Annotated in this window: 16 protein-coding genes; 6 read left to right on the top strand and 10 right to left on the bottom strand. The window is 58.4% G+C overall.

The genetic code is table 11. The features are described 5' to 3' along the window. Positions 1–75: 75 nt before the first annotated feature. On the bottom strand, positions 76–1,878 hold the full coding sequence (locus RMR16_RS24485) for a ParB N-terminal domain-containing protein (RefSeq protein WP_320202118.1): 1,803 nt from the start codon (positions 1,876–1,878) through the stop codon (positions 76–78). 392 nt (positions 1,879–2,270) lie between these two features. On the opposite strand from RMR16_RS24485, the gene RMR16_RS24480 reads away from it, so the two are divergent. Together RMR16_RS24480 and RMR16_RS24475 are read left to right on the top strand one after the other, a co-directional pair. After that, positions 2,271–3,212, top strand: a complete 942-nt coding sequence (locus RMR16_RS24480) for a hypothetical protein (protein WP_320202117.1) — start codon at positions 2,271–2,273, stop codon at positions 3,210–3,212. 9 nt (positions 3,213–3,221) lie between these two features. Beyond that, complete coding sequence (locus RMR16_RS24475; RefSeq protein ID WP_320202116.1) at positions 3,222–4,793, top strand: trypsin-like serine peptidase; 1,572 nt, start codon at positions 3,222–3,224, stop codon at positions 4,791–4,793. 14 nt (positions 4,794–4,807) lie between these two features. Here RMR16_RS24475 and RMR16_RS24470 read toward each other — a convergent pair whose 3' ends face one another. The 5 genes from RMR16_RS24470 to RMR16_RS24450 form a co-directional block, all read right to left on the bottom strand. Beyond that, positions 4,808–9,904: a DEAD/DEAH box helicase family protein gene (locus tag RMR16_RS24470; protein WP_320202115.1), complete on the bottom strand. Its 5,097-nt coding sequence runs from the start codon at positions 9,902–9,904 to the stop codon at positions 4,808–4,810. Between the two features lie 106 nt (positions 9,905–10,010). Next, a complete protein-coding gene (locus RMR16_RS24465; protein WP_320202114.1) occupies positions 10,011–10,409 on the bottom strand; it encodes a DUF3085 domain-containing protein in 399 nt (132 codons plus the stop codon). A gap of 11 nt (positions 10,410–10,420) precedes the next feature. Next, a complete protein-coding gene (locus RMR16_RS24460) occupies positions 10,421–11,020 on the bottom strand; it encodes a DUF1419 domain-containing protein (protein WP_320202113.1) in 600 nt (199 codons plus the stop codon). Positions 11,021–11,161: 141 nt separating this feature from the next. Then, positions 11,162–12,124 (bottom strand): DUF3991 and toprim domain-containing protein, encoded by a 963-nt coding sequence (locus RMR16_RS24455; protein WP_320202112.1) that lies wholly within the window; start codon positions 12,122–12,124, stop codon positions 11,162–11,164. A gap of 211 nt (positions 12,125–12,335) precedes the next feature. Further along, positions 12,336–12,518 (bottom strand): hypothetical protein, encoded by a 183-nt coding sequence (locus RMR16_RS24450; protein ID WP_320202111.1) that lies wholly within the window; start codon positions 12,516–12,518, stop codon positions 12,336–12,338. Between the two features lie 611 nt (positions 12,519–13,129). Here RMR16_RS24450 and RMR16_RS24445 point away from each other — a divergent pair. From RMR16_RS24445 to RMR16_RS24435, 3 genes are all read left to right on the top strand, one after another. Continuing rightward, positions 13,130–13,726, top strand: a complete 597-nt coding sequence (locus RMR16_RS24445; protein WP_320202110.1) for a hypothetical protein — start codon at positions 13,130–13,132, stop codon at positions 13,724–13,726. Positions 13,727–13,898: 172 nt separating this feature from the next. Next, positions 13,899–14,252, top strand: coding sequence for a helix-turn-helix transcriptional regulator (locus RMR16_RS24440; protein WP_320202109.1), 354 nt, complete (start codon positions 13,899–13,901; stop codon positions 14,250–14,252). Between the two features lie 3 nt (positions 14,253–14,255). Further along, positions 14,256–15,578, top strand: a complete 1,323-nt coding sequence (locus RMR16_RS24435; RefSeq protein ID WP_320202108.1) for a type II toxin-antitoxin system HipA family toxin — start codon at positions 14,256–14,258, stop codon at positions 15,576–15,578. A 142-nt stretch (positions 15,579–15,720) separates the two neighbouring features. On the opposite strand, the gene RMR16_RS24430 is transcribed toward RMR16_RS24435, so the two are convergent. The 4 genes from RMR16_RS24430 to RMR16_RS24415 all read right to left on the bottom strand — a co-directional run bounded on the left by RMR16_RS24430 (position 15,721) and on the right by RMR16_RS24415 (position 21,727). After that, positions 15,721–16,134 (bottom strand): hypothetical protein, encoded by a 414-nt coding sequence (locus tag RMR16_RS24430; RefSeq protein ID WP_320202107.1) that lies wholly within the window; start codon positions 16,132–16,134, stop codon positions 15,721–15,723. A 142-nt stretch (positions 16,135–16,276) separates the two neighbouring features. Next, positions 16,277–19,531, bottom strand: coding sequence for an error-prone DNA polymerase (locus RMR16_RS24425; RefSeq protein ID WP_320202106.1), 3,255 nt, complete (start codon positions 19,529–19,531; stop codon positions 16,277–16,279). Beyond that, positions 19,528–21,039: a Y-family DNA polymerase gene (locus RMR16_RS24420; RefSeq protein ID WP_320202105.1), complete on the bottom strand. Its 1,512-nt coding sequence runs from the start codon at positions 21,037–21,039 to the stop codon at positions 19,528–19,530. The genes RMR16_RS24425 and RMR16_RS24420 overlap by 4 nt, the downstream gene beginning before the upstream one ends. Further along, entirely contained in the window at positions 20,960–21,727 is a 768-nt protein-coding gene (locus RMR16_RS24415) for an ImuA family protein (protein WP_320202104.1), read from the bottom strand. Before RMR16_RS24415 ends, RMR16_RS24420 begins: the two co-directional genes overlap by 80 nt. Before the next feature lie 271 nt (positions 21,728–21,998). Between RMR16_RS24415 and ligD the strand changes: the two genes are divergently transcribed. Continuing rightward, the gene (gene ligD / locus RMR16_RS24410) at positions 21,999–23,051 is read left to right on the top strand and encodes a non-homologous end-joining DNA ligase (RefSeq protein WP_320202103.1); all 1,053 of its coding nucleotides are present in this window, start codon (positions 21,999–22,001) and stop codon (positions 23,049–23,051) included. Positions 23,052–23,469 lie beyond the last annotated feature (418 nt).

Raw genomic sequence — 23,469 nt, 5'->3', positions numbered from 1 at the left:
ATTCGGAAACGAAACCGCCGCCGGTGGAGACCACTGGCGGCAGATGTTCATTCGGGAGAAAGGGGAGAGACGCAGCTACTCGGCCGCGATCCCGTACGCGTCCTGCTCTTCATTGGCGTCGACGGCCTCCAGCGCCTGATCTGAAGTGTTCGAAAGGTCCGCCTCGTCTCCCAGGGCGGCGAGATCTTCATCTCCGTCGAGCGTCGGCTCATCAACTGCTGTGTCTTCGGCGCCAGCATCTTCACCGCCGGCACCATCTGTGTTGCCGGCAGTGTCATCATCGCCAAAGACCTCGCCGCTCTTGATCAGATCCACGATGTCCTGCGGATCGGGCGCGAAAAGTGCGGCGGTGTGAACGAAGCGTTCTGCCTTGAAATGGTCGACAAGAGCAGCGCGTGTCTCCCGCACCTTTTGACGGGGAAGGACGTTGGCTTCCTTCGCAGCCGCCTCCATCGCCTGGCGCGACAAGCACAGCAGGAAGTCTTCCGAACCCATGTTCGGAAGGAAGCCGTCGGCGCCGATGGCGTCACCCGCGATCCGCGAAACAACCCCACTATTCGACATGCCCCGCCGGCACGACAGCACGTCGATCAGCATCGAGCGTGCGGCCACGCGCAGCGTTTCCTGATCAAAAGCAAGTTTGCCATCTTCGCCGATGAGGCGGGCTGCATGACGCTTGAAGCGCTTCGATCCGAATACGGTGTCGTTGGCACCGGAGTCGACTCGGACGTTCAGACCAGCGAAGGCCAGCACCAGCAACGCTATCAGCGTGTCGTCTTCAATCGGTGCGCGGCCGAGCGCTTCGTGCAGGGCATCGGTGCGGAAGTCGCCGATCATGTCCTGGCCCTTCTGGGTGACGTCCGGGCGGGACTTCGGCGCATCGACGATCGCGTCATTGTCTAGGTCCTCAGCTGCGCCCGTCGTGGGCGAACCGGCCTTTGTTTTCTTCTTTTCCTCGGGCATCCGGTAAGCGACCGACTGCACCTTGCCGTCACGGTCGAGATACATACCGACATGGTCTGACTTCGACGGCCTGCCATAAACGCGCTCCGCCTTCTTCGGCAATTCCGGCTGACCCCAATTGTTGACCTCGATGATGGCACCCTTCTTTGGAAGGTTGTTCGTCATCCATTCCTGCTGCGCCCCAAGGAAGGCTTCGACATTGGTCGTGTAGCGGCTGTCCTGATCGGCGGGCGCGAACAGATCCTCGACCCATTCGATGCCGTAGGCAGCGGCGAGATCTTCGCCGAAGCTCGCATCCTTGGCGAACATCCGGGTCTTGGACAGTGCGCGAGAGATATTGTACCAGTCGGCCCGCTCGGACTTCTTCGGCTTGTGCGCCTTCCAGACTTCCTTCTGCTCGTCGAGCGAGGCGGCAGCGATGGTGCGGAGCTGCTGCTCGTTGGGCATGTCGCCGAGCGCCATATGGTCGAGCGCGGCTGGGAGAACATTCGCCAGAAGCCGAAGCTTCCTGATCTGGCGGACCGGCAGTGCCAGCGCCACGCCGATCGCTTCCTCGGTCCAGCCGAGAGCGACGAGGCGCTCGATGCCGCGCCATTGGTCGACGGGATTGAGCGGTTCACGCGCGATATTCTCCACCATCGAACGCATGGCGCCATTGTCGTTCGCCGCTTCGACGACGAGGACGGTGATTTCCTCCAGTCCAGCGGCGATTGCCTGCTTCACGCGGCGGTGGCCCGCCTGGATGATGTAGCCATTGCCGCCATCGACTTCCGGGGAGATGACCGGTGGCTGGATGATGCCAACCGCCTTCACTGTCGCAAGCAGCAGCGCGTCGGATTGTGGCGAGGATTTCGAGCGACGCGTGTCGTCAGGATTATCCTTGAGCGCGCGCGGGTCAAGTTTGAGGATCTGCATGAGATTGGCTCCTTCCAGGATTGCCGAGCCGGCCCTATGCCAGCTCTTATCCGTCTTCAGTTCTTTCCGAAGACACTTCCCGGAGCGCGGAGCGGACGGGCCGGTGCAACTGCGCCCGAGCGGCCTTGGCCGTCAGGGCGAGCGGGGCGGAGCCTTGCGAGAACGACGGGCAGGGTTGCGGAGGGAGCGGTTGAGCGCAGCGACACCGGTGCGGTCGATCTGCGAGAAGGTTTCCTTCTTCCAATTCACAATCCTTCTCATATCCGTCTGAACGTGACGATGATGAGAAGATTCACGCGAAATTCTGACGCCGACTACGACTCACACTTGCAAACCGAAATGCAAAGTGAAAATCTCTGCAGAGTTGAGCGATAGGGAGGGGAAGTTCAATTATGACCCACGTCACCTTTATTCATGGCATCGGCAATAAACCAGCCGCCGACGAACTCCACAATATTTGGCTTCGTAGTCTCGCCGCCGGCCTGGACGGCATCAATCTCGGCGCAGAGGGTATTACGTCGTCAATGGTCTATTGGGCTGACGTGCTTTACCCGGAGCCGGATGCAAACGTCGCCGCGTACGAGAGCCTCGAAGAAAATACCGCGAAAGAAATCGATGCCGACGCCCACACAAGGCCTCCAGTGCCGGCGACGATCGATGAAGCCTCGTTCATCAGTGGGCTGGCATTCAAGATTGGGGGCACATTGGCTGCAGCCGAAGCGGTGGAAGCGATGCCGACCAATCGCCAACTCGAGGGTCTCCCCTACGAACGGATTCCACTTCCATGGCCGCTGAAGAAGGCTTTCATGGAAACATTTTTGCGCGATGTGCATCATTATTTGTTCAATGTCGAATTCTCCCCTCGTCCCGGTGTCAAGTATAAGGTTCAGGACGAAATCCGAAACCGGTTCGTGAAGGCAATCGCCAAGGGTGCTGCCGAGGGCGGCAAACATATCGTCGTGAGCCATAGCATGGGTACCGTCATTGCCTATGATTGCCTCAAGCGGGTGGCCAAGACGAAGGGTGTCGACGCGTTCATGACGATCGGAAGCCCGCTCGGCCTCGATGAAATTCAGGACAAATTACGACCGGAATGGACACGGGCCGATGGCTATCCGTCCAATAAGGTCAAAGGCGATTGGGTCAATGTTTTCGACAGACTCGATCCAGTCGCTGGTTTCGATCCCTTCTTCAGCAATGATTTCCAGTTTGGCGGCAAGGCTCGCGTCGAGGATGTCGAGGTTGTCAACGAGGGGGCGTGGCGGCATGCCATCGTCAAGTATCTGAAAGCTTCCGAACTTCGCGGCGGTTTTCGGCGGCTTTTGAAGATCTGAGGACGACCGATGACGCCACGCAAGCCAAAATCACCTCCGACAGGCGACATCCAGACATTCAACGCTTCCGAGATCGTTTCCGCCGCAGATCGTCTGGCCGATCTGAAGGCGCCTCAAATGCTTGGCGCCGTGTTCGATTTCATCAAGGACAAGAAGATCGGGGAACTCATTCCAGACAGATTCCAGGTCGAGAAGCTGCTCGATGACGGGCTGAGCGGCGGCGCGGCCGCCCTGGTGAACCTGGCACGGCAGCACGATCCCGATAGCAAGATTATGGGCGCGCTCCAAGCGCGCGCGTGGAAGGAACTTGCTTACTATGCCTCGGATATCGGAGTCGGGGAGGCCAGGGACGCTGTTGTGAATGCGATGGCGGGCTACAAAGAACAATATGAAACCAATCCTGAGTCGCGAATTCGTTCCAGTATCAACTTGATCGGACTTGCCACCTTGGCACAGCAACTCGATATCCCGGTTGCGGAGGATATCAACAGGGTGCAATTGGCTACCTCTGTGCTCGCTGAACTTAACCAAACACCACACTCAGCCAGAGGTCCGCAGTTTCATGCTTCCCGGGCCGAAGCCTTCGTCGCATTGAACGACATGGATCGTGCCCAGTCAGAACTTGGCAAGATCGTGCAAGATCCCAGAACCTCAGCCGAGACGTTAGGTGCCGTCACGCGACAGCTACGGCATCTTTGGAAGATTGGCGAGCAGAGTGAACAGGGCGCGGGCATTATTCGGTCCCTGGGAGCCGCAATTCTCACCCGTGACTTCGACATCGCCCATCTGCCCGCCGACGACGTACGCGCACTGGCCGAAAAGCCGGATCCCTCCGAGGCGCAGCTCGAAGCGATCTTTGGAAAGGACGGACCACTTTCCTACCGTTGGGTGAAGCTGGGAATGGAGCGCGCGCAGTCTGTCGGCGTCATTCGCAATGCGGTGCACCGCTTTGGAACAGGTTTTATTGTCAGAGGAGGCGATATACTTCCTGACCTTGGTGATGAACCATGTGTGCTGACGAACGCCCATGTCGTGAGCACACACCCGAGTGACGGCGGTCAGTCTCCAGACAGCACAGAAATCCTTTTCGAAGCAGCGGACAAGGAAATCCCCTACAATTTCAAGGAGATTCTTTTCTCCGGACAAAAGGAAGGTCTGGATGCCACACTGCTTCGGTTCGATGGTCAGGTCCCGAACCTGAAGCCCTTGCCTTTTGCTCCAAACCTGCCGCTGGCAAATGGCACGCAACATGTCTACGTCATTGGCTATCCGAGCGGCGGGGAGCTCTCTTTTTCGCTGCAGAACAACGAACTCCTCGATCATGAGGGACCGGATAAAGGCACTCCCCCGGATCCCTCGGTTCGCCGAGTGCACTACAAGGCCCCCACGGAAAAGGGGAGTTCCGGTAGCCCGGTGTTCAATGAGCAGGACTGGAGGGTAATAGCACTTCATCATGCTGGAGACCTCAACGGCATCAGGCGGCTGAACGGCCGTCAAGATAGTTGGCCTGCGAATGAAGGGATATGGATACAATCCATCTGTGCTGCTGGGCGAAGCCAGAATACCAAAGCCGATGGTTAGAATGAGCAGACGGGTCAGGCTTCGATCGCATCCTCCTGCATCGACCTCGTAAGAGCTTCATCTACTTGGTGCAGTAATCTGCGCTTTTCGACGAGTTCATCCGCGAAGGCGAAAGAGCCACCCTGCCGCGACTGGTAGGAGTTTAGCCGTCGCTGATAGTCGTCCAGTCGCCGGCGATAACGCTCCCGCTCGGCCTCAAATCCGTCGAGCGCATGTTCGAGGCGAGAGACGGCGCCGAGCGGGGTGACAGTCACGGGAAGCTCGATCTCATAATCGGCGCCGATGCGCTGCAGCAGCGTCTGGTAATGATAATTGTCGCGTCCGAACTTCTCGCCCTTATAGACGAGGTCAAAGCCGCCGATGCTGGCAATATGAATCTCTCCCTCCTTCTGTAGCTGCAGCAGCGTGAGGATTTCCTTCATCAGCGCGCGGCCGGCGTCCTTGCGTTCCGAGTAACGCTTACCGGTCATAGTGATCGCGAAGGCGTCACCTGAGGTCGGAACCAGCCGCTCGATGTCCTGGCCGATCTGGCCGATCCGTCGTGTAGCCGTTTCGATCTCACGCGCGGCGTCGCTGACCTGCCGGCGCACGGCGAAGAGATCGTCTTCATGGGCAGCACGCAGCCGTTCCAGTCGGGCGATATCAGCTTCCAACCCAGCCTTTTGCATCAGGCGCTCGTCACCGCTGGCGATGGCCTTGGCCATGGCGAACTGGTTGGCTCGACCTTCATTAAGATCTTCAAGCCTTCGAATAGAGGTATCGCCCGACAAGGCAGCGGCTATGAAGCGAGCCTTGCGCTCGTTCTGCTGCCACATGGTGGCATCGAGGGAGCCTTGCGTGGCATAAGCAAAGATAGCGACCTCGTCGTGCTGGTTGCCCTGACGGACAATGCGTCCCTCCCGCTGTTCTATCTGCGAGGGAAGCCATGGAACGTCGAGATGGTGCAGCGCCTTCAGACGAAGCTGAGCATTGACGCCCGTGCCCATCATCTCGGAACTGCCGATCAGGAAGCGCACCTTGCCGGCACGGACGTCACCGAACAAGCGTTGCTTGGCCTCGGTCTTCTTGAAGTCCTGCATGAAGGCAATTTCTGGCGCCGGTACGCCCATGCGGATCAACTCTTCACGGATCCAGCGATAGGCAGAGAAACTGCGCGTCTTCTCGACGCTGATTGTCCCGAGATCGGAAAAGATCATCTGCGCCGCACCTTGTAGCTCGAATGGCTTGCCATCCGGACGTAGATACCTGTTCTGAGACGTTTCCTTCCAGATGCGATGGGCATTGCGGACCAGCAGATTGAGCTTGTTGTCCGGCTCGTCGTCCATTGTCGGCATGACCAGGCGCAGATCGATCGCCGCATGGCGGCCGTCGGTGATGACGGAGAGGAGAATGTCGTCGCCGGGCTGGGCCGGTCCCTCGCGTTGCTCGATCGCCTTGATCCGGGTTTCGAGGATGCGCTGAAAGGTGTTGAACGCCGGCGTCGGCGCGGCCGTCAGGATCTGACGCTTGCCGGTGGCGATCTCCGGCACCTTCACAAATTGCCGCAGGTCCTCCGGCATCACCACGTCGGCAAAGGCGCGGAACATGGCGATCAGTTCGGGCACGTTCACGAAACTTGCGAACCGTGACACCGGCTTGTATTTGCCGGACGGCTGCAGCTCCAGCTCCGTCTTCTCGTCTCCGAAGTTCGAGGCCCAGGCGTCGAACTCGTGCAGACCGCGCTCGTGAAGTGCCGCGTGGCCGAGCAAGCGCTGAATCGAGAACATTTCTCCAAGAGTATTGGTGATCGGCGTACCCGATGCCAGAACCAGAGCACGGCCCGGATTCTTCGTTTCGATATAGCGGCTCTTCACATACAGATCCCATGCCTTCTGCGAGCCGTTCGGGTCGATCCCCTTCAGCGTCGACATATTGGTCGCGAAGCTAAGTTTTCTGAACTCTTGCGCTTCGTCGACGACAACCTGGTCGACACCAATCTCGGAGATCGTCAACAGATCGTCCTTGCGGGTGGACAGCGCTTCGAGCCGCTCCTGCAACGCCTCCTTCAATCGCTCCAGCCGCTTGCGCGACACACGGTCTTCATCATCGACCTTGACCAGCAGATCCTCATAGAGCTGCAGCTCATCCTGGATCATCTGTTGCTCGAAGGCCGAGGGTACGCCGATGAACTTGAACGCCGAATGGGTGATGATGATCGCATCCCAGACAGCGGTTGCCGCACGGCTGAGGAAGCGGGCGCGCTTGTCCTTGGTAAAATTCGTCTCGTCGGCAACCAGGATATTGGCCGACGGATAAAGCGCCAGAAACTCACGCGCAGTCTGTGCCAGGCAATGACCGGGAACCACCAGCATCGCCTTGGCGATCAATCCTAGCCGCTTCTGCTCCATGATCGCAGCCGCCATGGTCATCGTCTTGCCGGCACCAACGGCATGGGCAAGATAGGTGGAGCCAGCGGAGATGATCCGCCAGATGCCGCGTCTCTGGTGGCCATAAAGAGTAAAGGCGCCTGAGGCGCCCGGTAGTTGCAGATGGCTGCCGTCGAATTTTCGAGGCGCGATATTGTTGAACCTGTCATTATAGACCCGGGCCAGCCGGTCGGTTCGATTGGGATCGGTCCAAATCCAGTTCTGGAAAGCGGTCTTGAGCTTCTGCAGCTTGTCGCGGGCAGCTTCGGTGTCGACCACGTTCAGAACTCGGCGCACGCCATCGGCGTCCTTGAAGGTATCGAAAATCTGCGGGACACGGCTGTTTAAGGCATCGGCCAGCAGTTCACCCGCATGCCGGCGATCCGTCCCCCATTCCGACGTTCCGGCCGCGATATAGCCGAGCTGGCGCGCTTCTACCGTCCACGATCCGATTTCCGCCATGTGGTGGATCTTAATCTCGGCACCCATCGTCTCGTGCACGAAGGCGACCACATCAGAGGCCGGGATCCACGGTGCACCGAGTCGGGCAGTGATGTCGGACGGCCGAAGATCGGCGGGCTGGACTTGCCTCAAGGCCGTGACGTTCCGCTTGAACAACGGATTGAGGTCGGCGGCCGCAACTGCTGCCGCAAGCTTTGTGCGCACGGGACCGGAGAGATAGGCGTCTGACGTCTGCCAGGCGCCATCGGCCGGGTTCCGAAAGATGGCATCGCCAAGGTCGGCAATGACTATATCGGGATCGCGATGCAGCAGTTCGGCAATGTGGTCGATATCGACGCGACCGCGCTCGTTGAGGACAACGGCCAGTCCATCGGCTGGACTAGCGATAACAGGTGGAGCCGGTGGCGAGATCACCCGTTCGGAGAAGATCGGACCGGGGCGAGCGGTGTCGGTCTCGAGATCGTAATCCTCGATCGAGGCCACCAGCCAGCAATCGGGGTCATCAAGGAATGGCTGGAGGTTCGGGCGGCGGTGGGTTTCCTTGACCTCACCAGCCTCCAAATCCTCCGAGATCGAAACCGTCGTATGGTTGATCGGACCGAAGTCGCGAACGAACGACGACCAGGCGATACGCAGCCGCACCTGCAGATCACGCCATGGCCGATCCTGCTCTTGGGCCTTCAGCACGTTGCGGACGGCGTCGCGAACCGGGATCAGCTTGGCTATGATCCGGACATGTTTTTCCGGAACGCCGTCGGTGGAGCGGCCCTTGCGCACGGTGATCGCCACGGGCGCACCGTCAATCATCTGCATCATGCCGTGTCTAGTGTCGATGAAGAAGCTGCCTTCGCGAACTTTCGAGCCATCAGGGCGAAGATCGACGATGTCACCGAGTTCATCCTCCAGATCGATGTCGATGGCGGTCGGTTCGCCATCATAACGATCTTCCGGAAGAAGGGAGATGGCGGCGTTCAAGCCAGTCTCGAGATCGACGCCGGGCCGCGGACGGCATGTGTAGGTTTCGCCGAACGGGCCAGAGGTCAGAGCATGGTCGCCGAGCACGAAATCCGGATGACGAGCGAACCAGCGATTGATGCGGATGGCGCCCTCACCCTCAGTGGCCGGGCGGACCTCGTCAACATCGAGCCAGCTCTGCTCGCCCTCCGGCTCACCGGCCTTACGCTTGCGGAAGAACAGGATGTCGACCACGACGTCCGTGCCGGCATCACGCCGAAAACTGCCCTCGGGCAGCCGGAATGCCGCAATCAAGTCGGCGGATTTGGCGATGTGCTCGCGAGCGGTGATATCAGCCTTGTCCATCGTTCCGGAACTGGTAACGAAGGCCGCGAACGCACCGGGCTTGAGCAAGTCGATGGACCGGGCGATGAAATAGTCGTGCAGCCGTAGGCCGAGCGCGCGATACTGCCGGTCCGAACGCACGGATCGATCGGAAAAGGGTGGGTTGCCGATCGCGAGATCGTAGATCGCCGACAACTCGGTGCGGGCGAAATCGCCGGTGATAATCCGGGCCTTCGGCTGCAGCAGCCGGACAATACGCGCGGTGACAGGATCAAGTTCGACGCCGGTGATATAAGACGTATCGCGATACTCTTCCGGCATCAGCGCCGGAAACAGGCCTGTGCCGATGCCCGGTTCCAGCACCCGGCCGCCGTGCCAACCCATCCGCTGCAGTCCTGACCAGATCGCCCGAATGATGAATTCCGGCGTGAAATGGGCATACTGCGTGCAGCGCGAGAGGCTGGAATAGTCGCTCTCGGAAACGGCGGTCTCGAGCAAGTCGCCGAGATCGTCCCAGCCATCCCGGAAATCCATCTCGCCCGGACGGCGGAAGATGCCGTTGGCGAGCTCACCCGCGCCGAAGCCGGTAAACCGGATCAGGCGCTTCTGCTGCTCGCGGGTTGCCGGAATGGCAAGCCTCTCAAGTTCATGCGCGGACAAGATGGCGGCAACATTCAATCTTGCCCGCTCCTTCCAGCTTGCCGCCAGACCGCGATCTTCTCCTTCTTCGAAATAGAAGTTCGATCGGTCACCTTGTTTGCGAGGAGCAGTTGCGGTGATGCTGGAAAGCCGCACAGCGGGAGCCGGCGCTGGCGGCGTTGGATCGGGATCGTCATCACTGGCAGCCTCGGGTGCGAAACCCCCGAAGGCTGGTACACCGAGGCCAAGGCTGGAGGAAAGCGCGGTGCTGCCGAACATGTCGAGCGTGAAGGGATCGTTGCTCATGGAAATATCTCCCTGAAAATGAGTGAGCGCCATCACCTGCCTAGTGGCAGTTCCACAGAACGGGTGATGGTCGCGGGTTGTGTGAAGGATGGCGCAGTGGCCGGTATCAGCGCCGGTTCAGATTGATGGACATGGAGGTGTCGTCCATCGTCATCCGCAGATGTGTCGCGCCGGGCGCGGCCGCGATCAGCTGTTCGAATTCAACGGCATCGAGAAATTCGACGCCATCATCGCCCCCGAAATACCGCCGCTTGTCGTGCCATTGGTCCGGGTCTGTCGTCGGGTCGCATTCTTCGGCGTAAACGACGAGAGGGCGCTGCCCCTCGGCGAGTTTTCCCGACGACATCATGTAGACGCCTTCGTCGCCGACCAGCCAGAGACCCGGTCGGGCTTCGGCCTCCGGGGATATTCCCTGATAGGGGACGCGATATCCGCCATTGGCTGCGGCGTCGGCGCGACCGCGTTCGAGAATTGCAAAAAGATCGGTGATGGAGAACGTGAACATCCCAGCCTACCTCACGCTGCAATGGCGTCGGGCAGGTGACGCAGATGGACCGGCAGTTTCGCGGATATCTCCGCGTCGGTCAGATCCGCCAGGAGCTTGACGTTGACCGCCCCGGTTCCAAACATCCGGATTTTACGCCTGCCACGCTTTGAGGCCGGAAAATGGAAATCGGCATAACCGCGATAGTCGTCGGCGGTGCTCGACCAGATATGTTCCAGCCTTTCCTCACGCGTCATCGCCCGGACGGGGCGTGTTTCCCGCTGGATAATCACAATGCGCATCTGCTGGGCCGACGACGTATCTGCAAGGTCGCAATAGCCGTGAAAATAACGGATCCTGCCGTCAATCCTGAGGGTGAAGAAAACGGAAGTAATTGAGCCCGTCAAGAATTCCCGCATAGCGAACATATCACCACGCATCCACAGCGGCGGAAGAATCTCGAACATATAGTCGTGCTCGCGCTCACCGAGCTCGAACCACTCTCCGTTGTAGAGGGTGCTGTCGTCGCCATCCCAACGGTTCGGGCGTTGCGCGTGACGGTCGAACATACGGAACATCTGATGGCGGCCGGCGATGCCCTGAAACACTTTGCGGATGGGAGAGAGGGTCATGATCGGCTCCTTCAGCCTTGTCGGGGCGCAAGCGCAGCGGATCCTCATGGTCGCCATCGTCTCTTCAGCCCTTCCTGACCCCTCCCCTCAAGCCGCCTCTCCGTCCGGGCGGGTCAAGGGCCGGCGCAGCCGGGCGAAGCTTTACCCTTGACGCGGCCGGCGGGCATGCGGCAGGCATCCCTCTTTTTCCATTCTTCTCTCTTTCCTCTCTTGCTCGCGAGCGCGTAGCGCATCATTCCAGTCCTCGGCAGGCGGCTTCAGCCGTAACCAGTCGCAGCCCGCTTCATCGGCAATGTCGCGAAGGCGGCCAGCAAAACTCTCACCCTGGCTGTTTGCATCGGTAGCCGCGACCAGAACAGCACCGGGACGTCCGGCAAGCTGGCGAAGCGCGACCTCCGTCGTCGGCGACCAGCCTCCGCCGGTGCTGAGATAGAGGCTTCCCTCTCGCAGCCCTTCGAAAGCGGCAAGGCTCATGGCGTCGATCGCTGCTTCGGTGACGCACAGGCGCAGGGCGTCTTTGGCACCGAGCCGGAACAGCACTTTCGATCCGCCCGTCGAAAATCCCCGCCAGTCCGGGCCGCGCTCTTCCCAGCCGGTCACGGTACCAGCGTCGTCGACATGGGCCGCCCACATGCTGCCGTATGGACCTTCCCGCAGGACATTGGTCTCAATAGCCACACGGATGATCCTGTCCGGTACGTAGCGATCGGTTGCAAGGTAGCGCCATGTCATAGACCCGCGCCATGGCCTTCGCCGGCTGTCCCATCGCTCCCAGATGGATGCTGCAGGAGCCGTGCCGCGCACTGAGCGTCGCCACTCTGGCTTCTGCAAGTCGACCCCAACCAGCGACGCGACACGATTCAGAGCATCAACAAAGGAGAAGCTCTCTACATGCTGAACGAGGCTGAAGACATCGCCTTTGGCCTCGGAGAGCGGGTCGAACCATCCCCTCCCGCCGTGTATGACGATGACAATCTCCCCGCCGCGCCGGTATTTGATTGCCCGCCGTGTGCTTTCCTTAAGATCGAGCGCGAACCCCGCCTGCTCCAGCACGACAGCGCACGGGACACGATCCCGTAGGTCTTCCAGTTTCTGTTTCTCCATCCTTCTGCCGGCGCTCTTGGCGCCGCCCTTCTTGCCCGTTTCATTTCTCCCGCAATTGCGGGACCGTTTCCGACGGTCCGCGAAGAGCAAAGGAGGCAAGGGCGCGACTGGCAACCTGCAGATCTGCACCCTCTACACCAGACGGTTCGTGCCAGCCGCGGCGAAGCTTCCCTTGCCGCCTGCCGCTCGCAAGCGGCAAGGAAATGCCGGCTCAATGAGCCGGCCCGTAAGCGAAGGGATCGAACTCCGCGATGGTCTCGACCTCGCCGTCATCGAGTTCGTCGCTCGGAAGGACGCCGAACTCGTCGCCGGACCGGAAAAGCGTGACCGTGACCATCAGGGTGCGGGAAAGCTGGAAAGCGTGGTTCTGTGCGAGATTGAGATCTGTGTTCATCGGAGGGCTCCATCTTGGAGCGGGCCGTTCCCGCTCGATGGCTACCGACAGTGTCCGGAACCGGTCGCGATCACCGCGAAGGCAAAGCCGAGCGGCCGCACGCTTGCGTAGCGGACCCCGCAGCGGGTTGATCGACGGAGATCCGGGGCTGGACCAGGAACCCATCCATCAAGAGCGGGAATGAAACGCCTCCATTAGCCTCGAGTTTCAAAGATCTCGCTGATGCAGAACTCATCACCGCACACCACATTCTGGTGGTCCCTCCACACCGTCTGGGAGTAGCTCGCCGTCAATGCAGGCGTACGATGGAGAAGGAGCTGCACGCAGCAAGTAACCGCAAATTCGAGGGTGTTAGTTAAGCCATCGCATTTTGCATAGGTGCGTTGCACAATTCTTATTTGCGCATCGCACAATATCTAGGCAGTATGCCTATAGCTGATGCACACGATGGCTTCCTCCCAGGTCCATCGTATCAGCTGTTCCCCTCTGGAGGTTTTTGACCTTCACAATTAAAGGGCCTCGGTATTCCGATGGCCCTATTTTTTTGCTATCGTGATGCATTCGGCCATGTATTGGCGCTATATTCGGCGATCGCTCAGGGGTCGAAATCGATGAATCACAACACATTGTATCTCTTGCAGAAACATCAGAAGACGGCACTGGTCTTCCTTGCGATCTCTTTTATCATCGCGTCGATTATTTGGTTCATAGTCGAGCTTTTCGATTGGGGTTTTCCCATGGAGCCGATCGTAGTTTTACTCGGTGGCTTTGCGACGCTGTTTGCGGTGTTTTGGCCATGGAAGCCAACCTACGCGGATCGTAGGCTTCGTGGACGCGAACGCTTTGACTACTCAAGCAACAGCCACAGGTTTATTATTGGCTCAGGTAAGCAGCAGTTTACCTTGCAATTCAGCAAGGGCTCGGACGTGATGATCCGCATGTACAACGATCCGGCTGATATCGACGTAATCGCGCTCGCCGGTGATGCAGGGCGTTTCAAAGACGTTCGAGATGCAAGCGCTTTTGCTTTCTCAAGCAGGGACGTCGCAGTTGAAGAAGGGCACATCGCCGTGTTGCGAAACGTCCATGGAAATTACGCCATGGTTCAAGTCCACGACATTCGCGATGGGACTAGAACCGGCGATGCCTGCGACGAGGTTACCTTCTCCTATGTCATAAATCCGGACGGCAAGACGGATTTTGCCTGAGTTCGAGATCGCCGGTCTGGCGCCTTCGCCATAAAAGGGCATATATGTCCGCTTAGTTATTGATTCATCGTTTAACAGGGCGTATATGTCCTCTAGCAACACTTAAACTCATTTTCCTTAAACGGCCTTATGAGTCCGGTAAAGCCTCTAATTTTGGGATTCGAGGTCATATATGGCCGCTTCAGATAGCAGTAGAAGATCACCAGAAGTGATGGCGAAAGATATCGGGGGAAGGCTTGAACGCCTCCGCCTTTCTAAAAATATCACTCAAAGCCAGTTGGCGCTCGAGGCTGGCATATCGGAACGAACGCTTAGAAGGCTTGAGGCTGGTGACAACCCTACACTCGATACCCTTATTCGAGTGCTGACCGTCCTTAAAATTCACGACAATCTGGACCTACTTGTTCCCGACTCCCGAATACGGCCGATAGAGCGTGTGCGCACTCAGGGAATGGAGCGCCAGCGGTCACGCTCTGAAAATAAACCAAAGGCGAACAAGAAATGGGAATGGGGAACGAAGGGATAACAAATGGCTGAGCCATCCACTGACGCTTCTGTGGTGCTTTGGGGCCGGGAAGTCGCCGCAGTCTCGTGGCTTGCGGACCGCGGATACGCAGTTTTCCAGTACGATCCTGAATTTGCGGGCTCGGGGATCGAACTTTCGCCGCTCGTCATGCCGCTTAGCCCTGATCCCTATTCATTTGCGCCTCTTCCCAAAACGACATTCAAGGGCTTGCCGGGTATGCTGGCAGACGCGCTTCCAGACAAGTACGGCGATAGATTGATCGATGCGTGGCTCGCCGAGCAGGGTCGAACGGCGGGGAGCTTCAATCCCGTAGAGAGGCTTTGTTACGTCGGTACCCGCGGAATGGGCGCGCTAGAATTCAAACCTTCGCTGGCGGGATCCAACCGCAAGGCGCGAACCGTTGAAGTGTCAAACCTTGTGCGACTGGCCAATCTCGTTCTGAACGAGAAGGCGAGCTTGAAAGGTGTCTTGGCCGGAACAAATGATCTCTCCGCTATCGATGACATTCTTCGCGTTGGCACGTCCGCCGGCGGGGCACGCGCCAAGGCGATTTTGGCGTGGAACGAGAAAACCGGCGAGTTTCGGCATGGCCAGATCGATGTTGGCCAAGGTTTTGAACACTGGTTGATGAAATTTGATGGCATCGACAGCAACCGCGACAAGGAGGAGCCGGATCCTCAAGGATTTGGCTTGATAGAATACGCCTACTACATGATGGCAATAGAAGCCGGGATCGAAATGATGCCGTGCCGGTTGCACAGGGAGGGTGGCCGAAGTCATTTCATGACCCGGCGATTTGACAGGCCTGTCGACGGAAACGGCGTGACGCACAAACTGCATATGCAATCCTTATGCGCATTGCAGCACTTTGATTTCAATGACCCGCGAGGATACTCATACGAGCAGGCAATCCTCACTGTACGCCAGCTGGGCCTAGGGGCACCGGCGCTTGAACAGCAGTACCTTCGTGCCGTCTTCAATGTCGTTGCGAGGAACCAGGACGATCACGTGAAGAATATCGCGTTTCTGATGGACCAGTCTGGCGACTGGAAGCTCTCTCCCGCGTTTGACGTCAACTATTCATATAACCCAAGTGGCGAGTGGACCGGCCAACATCAGATGAGTTTGAACGGCAAGCGTGATGCTTTTGACCTCAACGACCTTTTCGCATTCGCAGAATCCGCGTCAATCAAGCCGGCCAGGGCTAGATCTTTGATCACCAATGTTCGCGACGTCGTGTCGAATTGGTCCCAATTTGCGAACTCAGCCGAAATCGACGAGAAGACAACTCGAAGAATTGGCAAAACGCACCGTTTGGTTGCCTGATCCAATGCAACAAATTGGGCGCAGCTTCGGCTGCGACAAAGCGTGACCATGCGAAGGACGGGAAATGGAAGATGTGCCCGAATACGACGCGCCATGCCAATGGGCTCGTCGGTGAAGTGTCACTCAGTTAGAGGGTAGCTAGTCAGCCCTTGGGTTTGTCGTCGCCACAGTTCACCCAATCTGCGATCGAGTCATGTAGCATCCAAGGTGAGGGCGCGCTGAGGGTAACCTCAGCGCTGTCGGTTGCGGTGAAATGACAACACTCCTCGTCATCTGAAGCCCATTCGCCGATGATCTCGCCGTCGACAAGCAACACATCACCGCTGAAAGCTCGGTTGTGATAACCCAGCATAATGACGCCATGACGCACCATGCCTCCTTCATCGGTCATTCCACAGATTACTCGAAACTGAGCACGCACAGCCGCCGCGCCGGGACCAGAAATAAGACCGATCTCAAAGATTTTATATCGCAAAGTGCCGAGGTAGTGGTCCCTCTCGTCATTGGATTCAATTTGGCAAGACATTTCACCATGGGTTTCAGTTTCGATGTGCATGATCCAGAAAGACCTCGTTCGTATTTCCGCGATTAAGACTGACGGGGATTAACTCCTTAAATTGCACGCGGTAGCACCGCAAATTTAGCAATGCCTTGCTTCAGCACGATGCGAAACAACCATACCGCCCAGTGAACGAAATTTAGTGAAAATTCCGACTTTTCACCTTCAGCGTATCGATATGCAGGTCTGGCGTGAACATGTCGCGCGGGACGATCGGCTTCGGCCTATCCCTAGAATCCGGCCCGCCACCATGAGCGAACTCGTCTCCTCGTCCGGTCGGCAGCTTGAAGTCGGTATCACGGTCAGCAAGCCCGGAAAGATCGGCGGACAGGTCGAACAGTTGCTGCGCTACAAGGTGGACCACCTCCCCTTCCCGCTGGATCCGGCCGTTGATCGCCATCATAGAGGAGCCAAGCACAACCCGACGGCGTTTCTCGAACAGCGACGGCCAGACAACAATATTGGCCGGTCCTGTTTCATCCTCAATGGTGATGAACATAACGCCTTTGGCAGAACCCGGCTTCTGGCGAACGAGAACCAGGCCCGACGTATAGACCCATCTGCCGTCACGCGCCGTCATCGCCTCGTTGCAGGTGATGATGTTTCTGTCGTGAAGCTCTTTGCGCAGAAAGGCCATCGGGTGCTGTCGCAACGTCAGACCTGTGTGGCCATAGTCTTCGATGACATTGTGGCCCTCTGTCATTTGCCTGAGCGCAACGTCCGGCTCCTGCTGCTCGGCGATCGTCGCCATCTCACGTTCGGCCGCTGCTGCAAAGAGGGGCAAAGGTTCATCGCGCAGAGCCTTGATGGCCCAGAGTGCATCACGGCGCTCAAGCTTCAGGCTCGGATTATAGGCATCGGCCTGGGCAATTTGGACGAGCGCTTCGGTTGGCACACGGGAGCGGCGCCACATATCGTCGACTGACACGAAGTCGCTGTTCATCCGTGCGGCGACGATGCGCGCCGCGTCAGCAATCGCCAGTCCTTTTACCTGCCGAAACCCCAGACGGATGGCATGCCGACCCCTGTTGCCGATCGGCTCAAGTGTACAGTCCCACCGGGAGCGGTTGATGCAAACTGGTCGAACTTCGACACCATGCGCACGCGCATCGCCGACAATCTGGGCTGGCGCATAAAAGCCCATCGGTTGGGAGTTGATCAGTGCCGCGCAGAAGACGTCCGGATAGTGGCACTTGATGAAGTTGGAAGCATAAGCGATCAGCGCGAACGACGCTGCATGGCTTTCGGGAAATCCATAAGAGCCAAAACCTTCGAGCTGGCTGAATGTCTTTTCTGCAAATTCCGACGTGTAGCCGTTCTTCACCATGCCGGAGACCAGCTTGTCCTTGAACCTGCTGACGCCGCCCGTGAACTTGAATGTCGCCATGCTCTTTCTGAGTTGGTCGGCCTCACCGCCTGTAAAGCCGGCACAGACCATAGCGACGCGCATGGCGCTTTCCTGAAACAGCGGTACGCCAAGCGTCTTGCCAAGGACCGCCTCCAGTTCGGGCGTCGGGTAATCGACGGGCTCCTTGCCCTCACGCCGGCGCAGATAGGGATGCACCATATCCCCCTGGATCGGGCCGGGGCGGACGATAGCGACCTGAACAACGAGATCGTAGAAAGTGCGGGGTTTCAGGCGCGGCAACATGGCCATTTGCGCTCTGGACTCGATCTGGAACGTGCCGAGCGTGTCGGCCTTGCGGATCATCGCATAGGTGGCGGCATCCTCCTGCTCGATTTTGGACAGGTCGAGATCGCGGTCCTTGTGCTCGCGGATAAGCTCGAAGGCCTTGGCCATGCAGGTCAGCATACCGAGCGCCAGCACATCAACCTTCATGAATTTGAGCGCTTCGACGTCATCCTTGTCCCATTCGATGATCTGACGATCCTTCATCGTCGCCGGTTCGATCGGGACAAGATCATCGAGTCGATCATGGGTCAGCACAAATCCGCCGGGATGCTGACCAAGATGCCGGGGGGCACCCATCAACTGCTGCGCAAGCTTTAATGTCAGGACGAGCCGACGGTCTTCGGGATTGAGATTGAGCTCGCGTATGTTGCGGTCAGGGACTTCCTCCGACCAGGACCACATGCCCGATGACAGCGCCTTGATCACGTCCTCCGGGAGACCAAGCGCCTTGCCGACATCGCGGATCGCGCCTTTTGCCCTGTAACGGGTGACGGTAGCACAGAGTGCTGCCTTCTCTCGTGTATAGGTCTTGTAGATCCATTGGATGACCTCCTCGCGCCGTTCGTGCTCGAAATCCACGTCGATATCTGGCGGTTCATCGCGCTCCTGGCTGATGAAACGCTCAAACAGCAGATCATTGGTGGATGGATCGATGCTGGTCACACCGAGAATATAACAGACGGCGCTATTCGCGGCCGATCCCCTACCCTGACACAGGATTCCTTCAGATCGTGCAAAGCGCACGATCGAAAACACCGTTAGGAAATATGGCGCGTATTTCATGGTGCGGATGAGATCGAGTTCGCGGCGGACGGTTTTCAGCACATTTGGTGGCAGACCTTCCGGATATCGCGATGGCACACATTCCCAGACATAGTGTTCCAGCGACGCCTGAGCGTCCTTGCCGGGCACGATCGCTTCTTCTGGATATTGATAGGTCAGCTCCTCGAGCGAGAACTTGCACTGATGGACAATTTCCATGGTCCTCGCCAAGGCTTCTGGATAACGGGGAAATAGCCGCTCCATCTCGTCGGGTGGTTTCAGGTAGCGGTCGGCATGGCGCTCGCGCTCGAAACCGACGTCGTCAATGGTCGTTCCGGTTCGAATACAGGTGACAATATCCTGCAACTGCCGCCTCCCCGGTTCATGAAACATCACATCGTTGGTAACGACCGTCTTCACCTTGAACCGTGTTGCCAGATTGGAAATCTCATGAAGCCGCATCTGGTCATTCGGCCGGCGGCGCAGGCATAGCGAAACATAAGCACGGTCGGCAAATATATCGGCCATTTTTCGCAGGCGCATCGCGCAGATATCGTCTGCCAGATCGGGCACCAGTATGCCGATCATGCCTTCGCTATAGGCAATCACATCATCCCAGTGCAGGACGCAATTGTTCTTGCCGCCGCGCGACTTGCCGAGTGTGATCAGCCGGGTCAGCCGGGAGTAAGCGGTGCGGTCAGTGGGATAGACCAGTACGGACATGCCATCGGCGAGATCCAGACGGCAGCCGACAACCAGCCTCACCCCTGTCCCGCGCGACGCCTCCAGCGCTCGAACGATGCCCGCCAGACTGTTGCGATCAACGACTCCAACAGCATCGATACCAAGGATTTTGGCGGTTTCGAACAGTTCCTGCGCCGAGCTTGCCCCGCGTAGAAAGGAGAATTGTGTCGTGACCTGAAGCTCTGCATATCTCATGCGAATATTCCATGCACGAACCACCGGTGGTTTCCGGTCTCTGGATCGACGCCATCGCCGGACCGGAACACCCACAGGCGCTCGCCGCTCTCGTCTTCGACAACGAAGTAATCGCGCACCGCGTCCATTTCGCTGTCGCGCTGCCACCATTCGCCGAATATGCGCTCAGGCCCGTCTGCCCGTTTCACCTTGCGGCGCTTGCCGCGCCAGGTGACCGACACGGGCGGATGGTCCGGCATAAGGGCGATCACCTCGATCAGTTCCGGTCGCACAAGCAACCTGACCGGCCGTCGCCAGTGATCGACCCACGACACTGCGACCGGATCGGCAGCCGCGCTGATACGCTGGACCGAACGCTCGGGGACATCGGAGGCCACCGGAGCCACCCGGAAAACCCTGTGGCCGCGGTTGCCGTAGATATCGATCAGCGGTGAGACGTCGGTGACCTCTTCTTTCACCAGACCCGACGTTTTCTGCATCTCTTCAAGCGGCTCGGCCATCACGGCGACCAGTGTCAGTTTCTCGATGCCGAACCCCGGTTCAATCTTTTCCGTTCGATCACGGAACAGCTTGGTCAGCCAGGCGACATCGCGAGCCGGTTTGACCGTGCCGGCGCGGATCGCCTGCCGGGTGCCATCGACCTTGTCGACGATCAAGTCGGCGCGTCTTACACCAAGCCCCTTTTTCTGAAGCTCGTCGATCAATTGGATAACGAGGCGAGCGACATATTTGTCAATCGTCTCGGCAGCACCGATCGGTTCGGCAAACGTGCGGCTGACCTCGATCAGATCGACGGTCCGGATCGGATCGATCGGTTCGGAGGCCCGTCCGAACATCTGATCAAGGCGGCGGCCGATTTCCGGACCAAAGCGCAGGGTCAATGGCGCGCGGGCTGTGTTGGCCAACTCTCCAATGGACTGGAACCCAAGTGTGTGAAGGTCACTGACGATCTTCGGCGGCAGACGTAAGAGCGAAATCGGCAGTTTTTCAACGGCTCGCACGGTCTCTCCGATCGGCACGATAACGGTTTCCCGGCTGATGGCACGCGCGCAGGCATGGGCAGCACCCCAAGTATCGGCAACCGCCACACGGGCTGTCAGCTTTTTTGCCATGAACTGGTTTGCAATCTTCGTGACCATCGGCAGTTCACCACCCTGCAGGTGATCGGCACCCTCGGTATCCATGACAATCCCATCCAATCCGTCGACAGCAACGATCGGGGAATAGAGTGTCAAAGCCCAAAGCGTGATCCGCTCCAGCGCAGCGGCATCCTTACTCAAGTCTGCGTCGACCATCATCAGGCCGCGAAACAACGCTTGCGCTTTGGCCGCCGGCATACCGACATGTACGCCTGCTGTTCTTGCAGCCAAATCGGCCGCCGAAACCCATCGTTTCGATCCGCTTCTGGCAATTACGGCAATCGCCTGTTCAGGCGGAATGGACGGATCGTCGCGGCGAATGCGATCGGTCGGCAGATCGGGTAGATAGATCGAGACAACCCTTGTCATCACACGCCCTCACGAGAAACTCAGCACACTCACCCGCTTTCACGCGTATCAACTCCACAAACCAACGCGGCCTTCCAACGCCGGGGACCGGAAGATCATCCGACGGTATCACGCTCACCCTCCACCGGGTGGTCGAGGCTGTCGGCTGCCCGAAATCATTGGCTTCGGTCTGCCGCCTCCAACGGCGAACAGCCAGTGCCATCGTGCCTGTGCGCTCGGCTGCAAGCTGCAGCCGGCGCGAGCCGACCATGGGTAAGCGGACGAGCTCACCGACGACGGCGCCGAGACCTCCGAAAGAAAGCCCCTCCTCCATATTGGCAAGCACGTCCTCTTCCCTGTCGGACTCGACGAAGATTACCCGGTCGGCGTGCAGGCCTACCTGCGCCAGCGCCGGAAAAAACAGATCCGGTCGTGTCAGACACCAGATGATCGGTCCCTTCGTGCGTGCGGCGATGCCAGCCACGAAAAGGGCTGCGGCCGCACCATCGACAGTACCAGGTCCCCCTCCGGCAAACTCATGAAGCGCGCCGTGGGCGAGACCCCCGCCTGGTAGAGCGGCATCCATTTCGGGCACGCCGAAAGACAGACACCCGGCTTTTTTCAGTGTGGTGGTTTCGAGCGAGGCGATACGCTCACGCAGATCAGCAATCACGCCGTCTGACACCCTTGGGGCGCGGGCAGCAGTCATCGTTCACGGCTCCCTTCAAGGTCGTGTTGGCAGGCCGACATCATGTCGTGCAAATGTAGATGTTCTGTTTTTGTTCCTGCGCGAGAAAAGAGTCAAGGCAGCGAATTTGTTCGAAGACTATTCCGAACTTTAGAAATTTGAGAATCTGCATGAGAATCAGTTGCGTAGCGGCAACAAAGAAATTTTGACCCTTTGGCGCTGCCCGGTGGATAGCGGGGACAATATGCGGATCGTCATAATGTCCTTAAGCTTTTTCTGTTGAACTGAGAATATGACTAAGCCTCCGAGATCCAAACCGCTCCTTCGTGATACCGAAGCAAAGATCCGCTCAAAGCCTCGCCGCAAGCGCAATCCGGCTCAGCCACAGCTGCTGTTCGATCCCATGCCGGAGCGTGTTGAGCCAACGCTTGCTCAGCTGAAGGCACATCCGCCACAAGGGCCCGAGTGGTCCTGGGAGGTGAAATGGGATGGATACCGCCTTGCTGTCCATATCGAGCCGCAGCGCGTGAGAATTCTGACCCGTGGCGGCCATGACTGGACACACCGGTTTCCTGCGATCAAAGAAGCGGCACGCGCGCTTGGGCCAGCGACGATGATCATCGATGGTGAGGCCGTTGTCCTCGATCAAGAAGGGCGATCAGATTTCGGGCTGCTGCAGCAGTCTCTTGGCGCGTCGGGCAAAAAGCCCGGCACGCGCGCCTCCGATGCCATCCTCTATGCGTTCGACCTGCTTTACCTCGATGGCCATGATCTGCGGGGCGTCGAATACCGAACACGCCGGCATCTGCTTGAGGACACGGTGAAGGAGCAGGAAGGTGCCATCCGGCTATCGGAAACCCTCGACGCCGATCCCACGGTCCTGCTCGAACATGCCTGCCGCCTTGGGCTGGAAGGGATCGTCGGCAAACACCGCGACCAGCCGTATCGCTCAGGTCGGACGGGCGACTGGGTAAAGGTCAAGTGCGTTGCAAGCGAGGCGTTCTTCATCGTCGGCTACGAGCCATCGAGCGCGTCGCCGACCGGCTTTGGCTCACTGCTGCTGGGCGCTTATCGCGACGGCACGATCGTCGATGTTGGCAGCGTCGGGACAGGGTTCAGCCAAACTGAGGCCACCAGGCTGCGCAAGATGCTGGACAAACTGCGCTGGAAGCAGAAGCAGCCGCCGGTGGCCTATGTCGGAGAGGCCGATATCGTCTGGGTGCATCCGACCCTCATTGCCGAGATAGAGTTTCGTGCTTGGACGGGCGACGGCAAACTTCGCCATGCGGCATATAAGGGGCTACGCGAGCGGCAAGACAATGCCGACGTGTTTTGCCTCGGCTGACAGCATCCTCTTGAGACACTTCAGTTTCGCAAGATACCAAGACCAGCCATTAAGGCAGCGCGAATAATTCTATCAGCAGGCAAAGTATCCACACGGACAAAAAGCTAACATGTAAAATCTCCGTGGCTAACATATTCCATATCACAAGACAGAAACACGCCGAGATACGACTGAGCGCAGGGCTTAGACAGTTGAGATGGCATCCGCGTCATCTATAAAACGGGAATTGACGTCAAAATCAGCACGCTCATCATACACACACCGCGTCGCCTGATGATCCAGATCGACCAAAAGACATTCCGAGCTCAGCCGCGCCGCCAGTGCTTCGTTTGGAAGAAGAGTGAACGCGACTTTGATCTCGTGACTTAGGTAGGTGAGTTGGTAATGCCCTCTGTAATCGGCGTGCGTTTGCAAATCG

It is taken from the genome of Agrobacterium sp. rho-13.3, from assembly GCF_033957765.2.
In the GTDB taxonomy this organism is placed as follows: Bacteria; Pseudomonadota; Alphaproteobacteria; order Rhizobiales; family Rhizobiaceae; genus Agrobacterium.
The sequence above is the reverse complement of the archived record's forward strand: the minus strand, read 5'-3'. Positions and strand labels throughout refer to the sequence as shown.

Coding starts and splice junctions, on each gene's coding strand:
- RMR16_RS24470 (WP_320202115.1), bottom strand. CDS start 9,904: ATGAGCAACGATCCCTTCACGCTCGACATGTTCGGCAGCACCGCGCTT.
- RMR16_RS24420 (WP_320202105.1), bottom strand. CDS start 21,039: ATGACAAGGGTTGTCTCGATCTATCTACCCGATCTGCCGACCGATCGC.
- RMR16_RS24480 (WP_320202117.1), top strand. CDS start 2,271: ATGACCCACGTCACCTTTATTCATGGCATCGGCAATAAACCAGCCGCC.
- RMR16_RS24485 (WP_320202118.1), bottom strand. CDS start 1,878: ATGCAGATCCTCAAACTTGACCCGCGCGCGCTCAAGGATAATCCTGAC.
- RMR16_RS24465 (WP_320202114.1), bottom strand. CDS start 10,409: ATGTTCACGTTCTCCATCACCGATCTTTTTGCAATTCTCGAACGCGGT.
- RMR16_RS24435 (WP_320202108.1), top strand. CDS start 14,256: ATGGCTGAGCCATCCACTGACGCTTCTGTGGTGCTTTGGGGCCGGGAA.
- RMR16_RS24450 (WP_320202111.1), bottom strand. CDS start 12,518: ATGAACACAGATCTCAATCTCGCACAGAACCACGCTTTCCAGCTTTCC.
- RMR16_RS24430 (WP_320202107.1), bottom strand. CDS start 16,134: ATGCACATCGAAACTGAAACCCATGGTGAAATGTCTTGCCAAATTGAA.
- RMR16_RS24425 (WP_320202106.1), bottom strand. CDS start 19,531: ATGAGATATGCAGAGCTTCAGGTCACGACACAATTCTCCTTTCTACGC.
- RMR16_RS24415 (WP_320202104.1), bottom strand. CDS start 21,727: ATGACTGCTGCCCGCGCCCCAAGGGTGTCAGACGGCGTGATTGCTGAT.
- RMR16_RS24475 (WP_320202116.1), top strand. CDS start 3,222: ATGACGCCACGCAAGCCAAAATCACCTCCGACAGGCGACATCCAGACA.
- RMR16_RS24440 (WP_320202109.1), top strand. CDS start 13,899: ATGGCCGCTTCAGATAGCAGTAGAAGATCACCAGAAGTGATGGCGAAA.
- RMR16_RS24455 (WP_320202112.1), bottom strand. CDS start 12,124: ATGGAGAAACAGAAACTGGAAGACCTACGGGATCGTGTCCCGTGCGCT.
- RMR16_RS24445 (WP_320202110.1), top strand. CDS start 13,130: ATGAATCACAACACATTGTATCTCTTGCAGAAACATCAGAAGACGGCA.
- ligD (WP_320202103.1), top strand. CDS start 21,999: ATGACTAAGCCTCCGAGATCCAAACCGCTCCTTCGTGATACCGAAGCA.
- RMR16_RS24460 (WP_320202113.1), bottom strand. CDS start 11,020: ATGACCCTCTCTCCCATCCGCAAAGTGTTTCAGGGCATCGCCGGCCGC.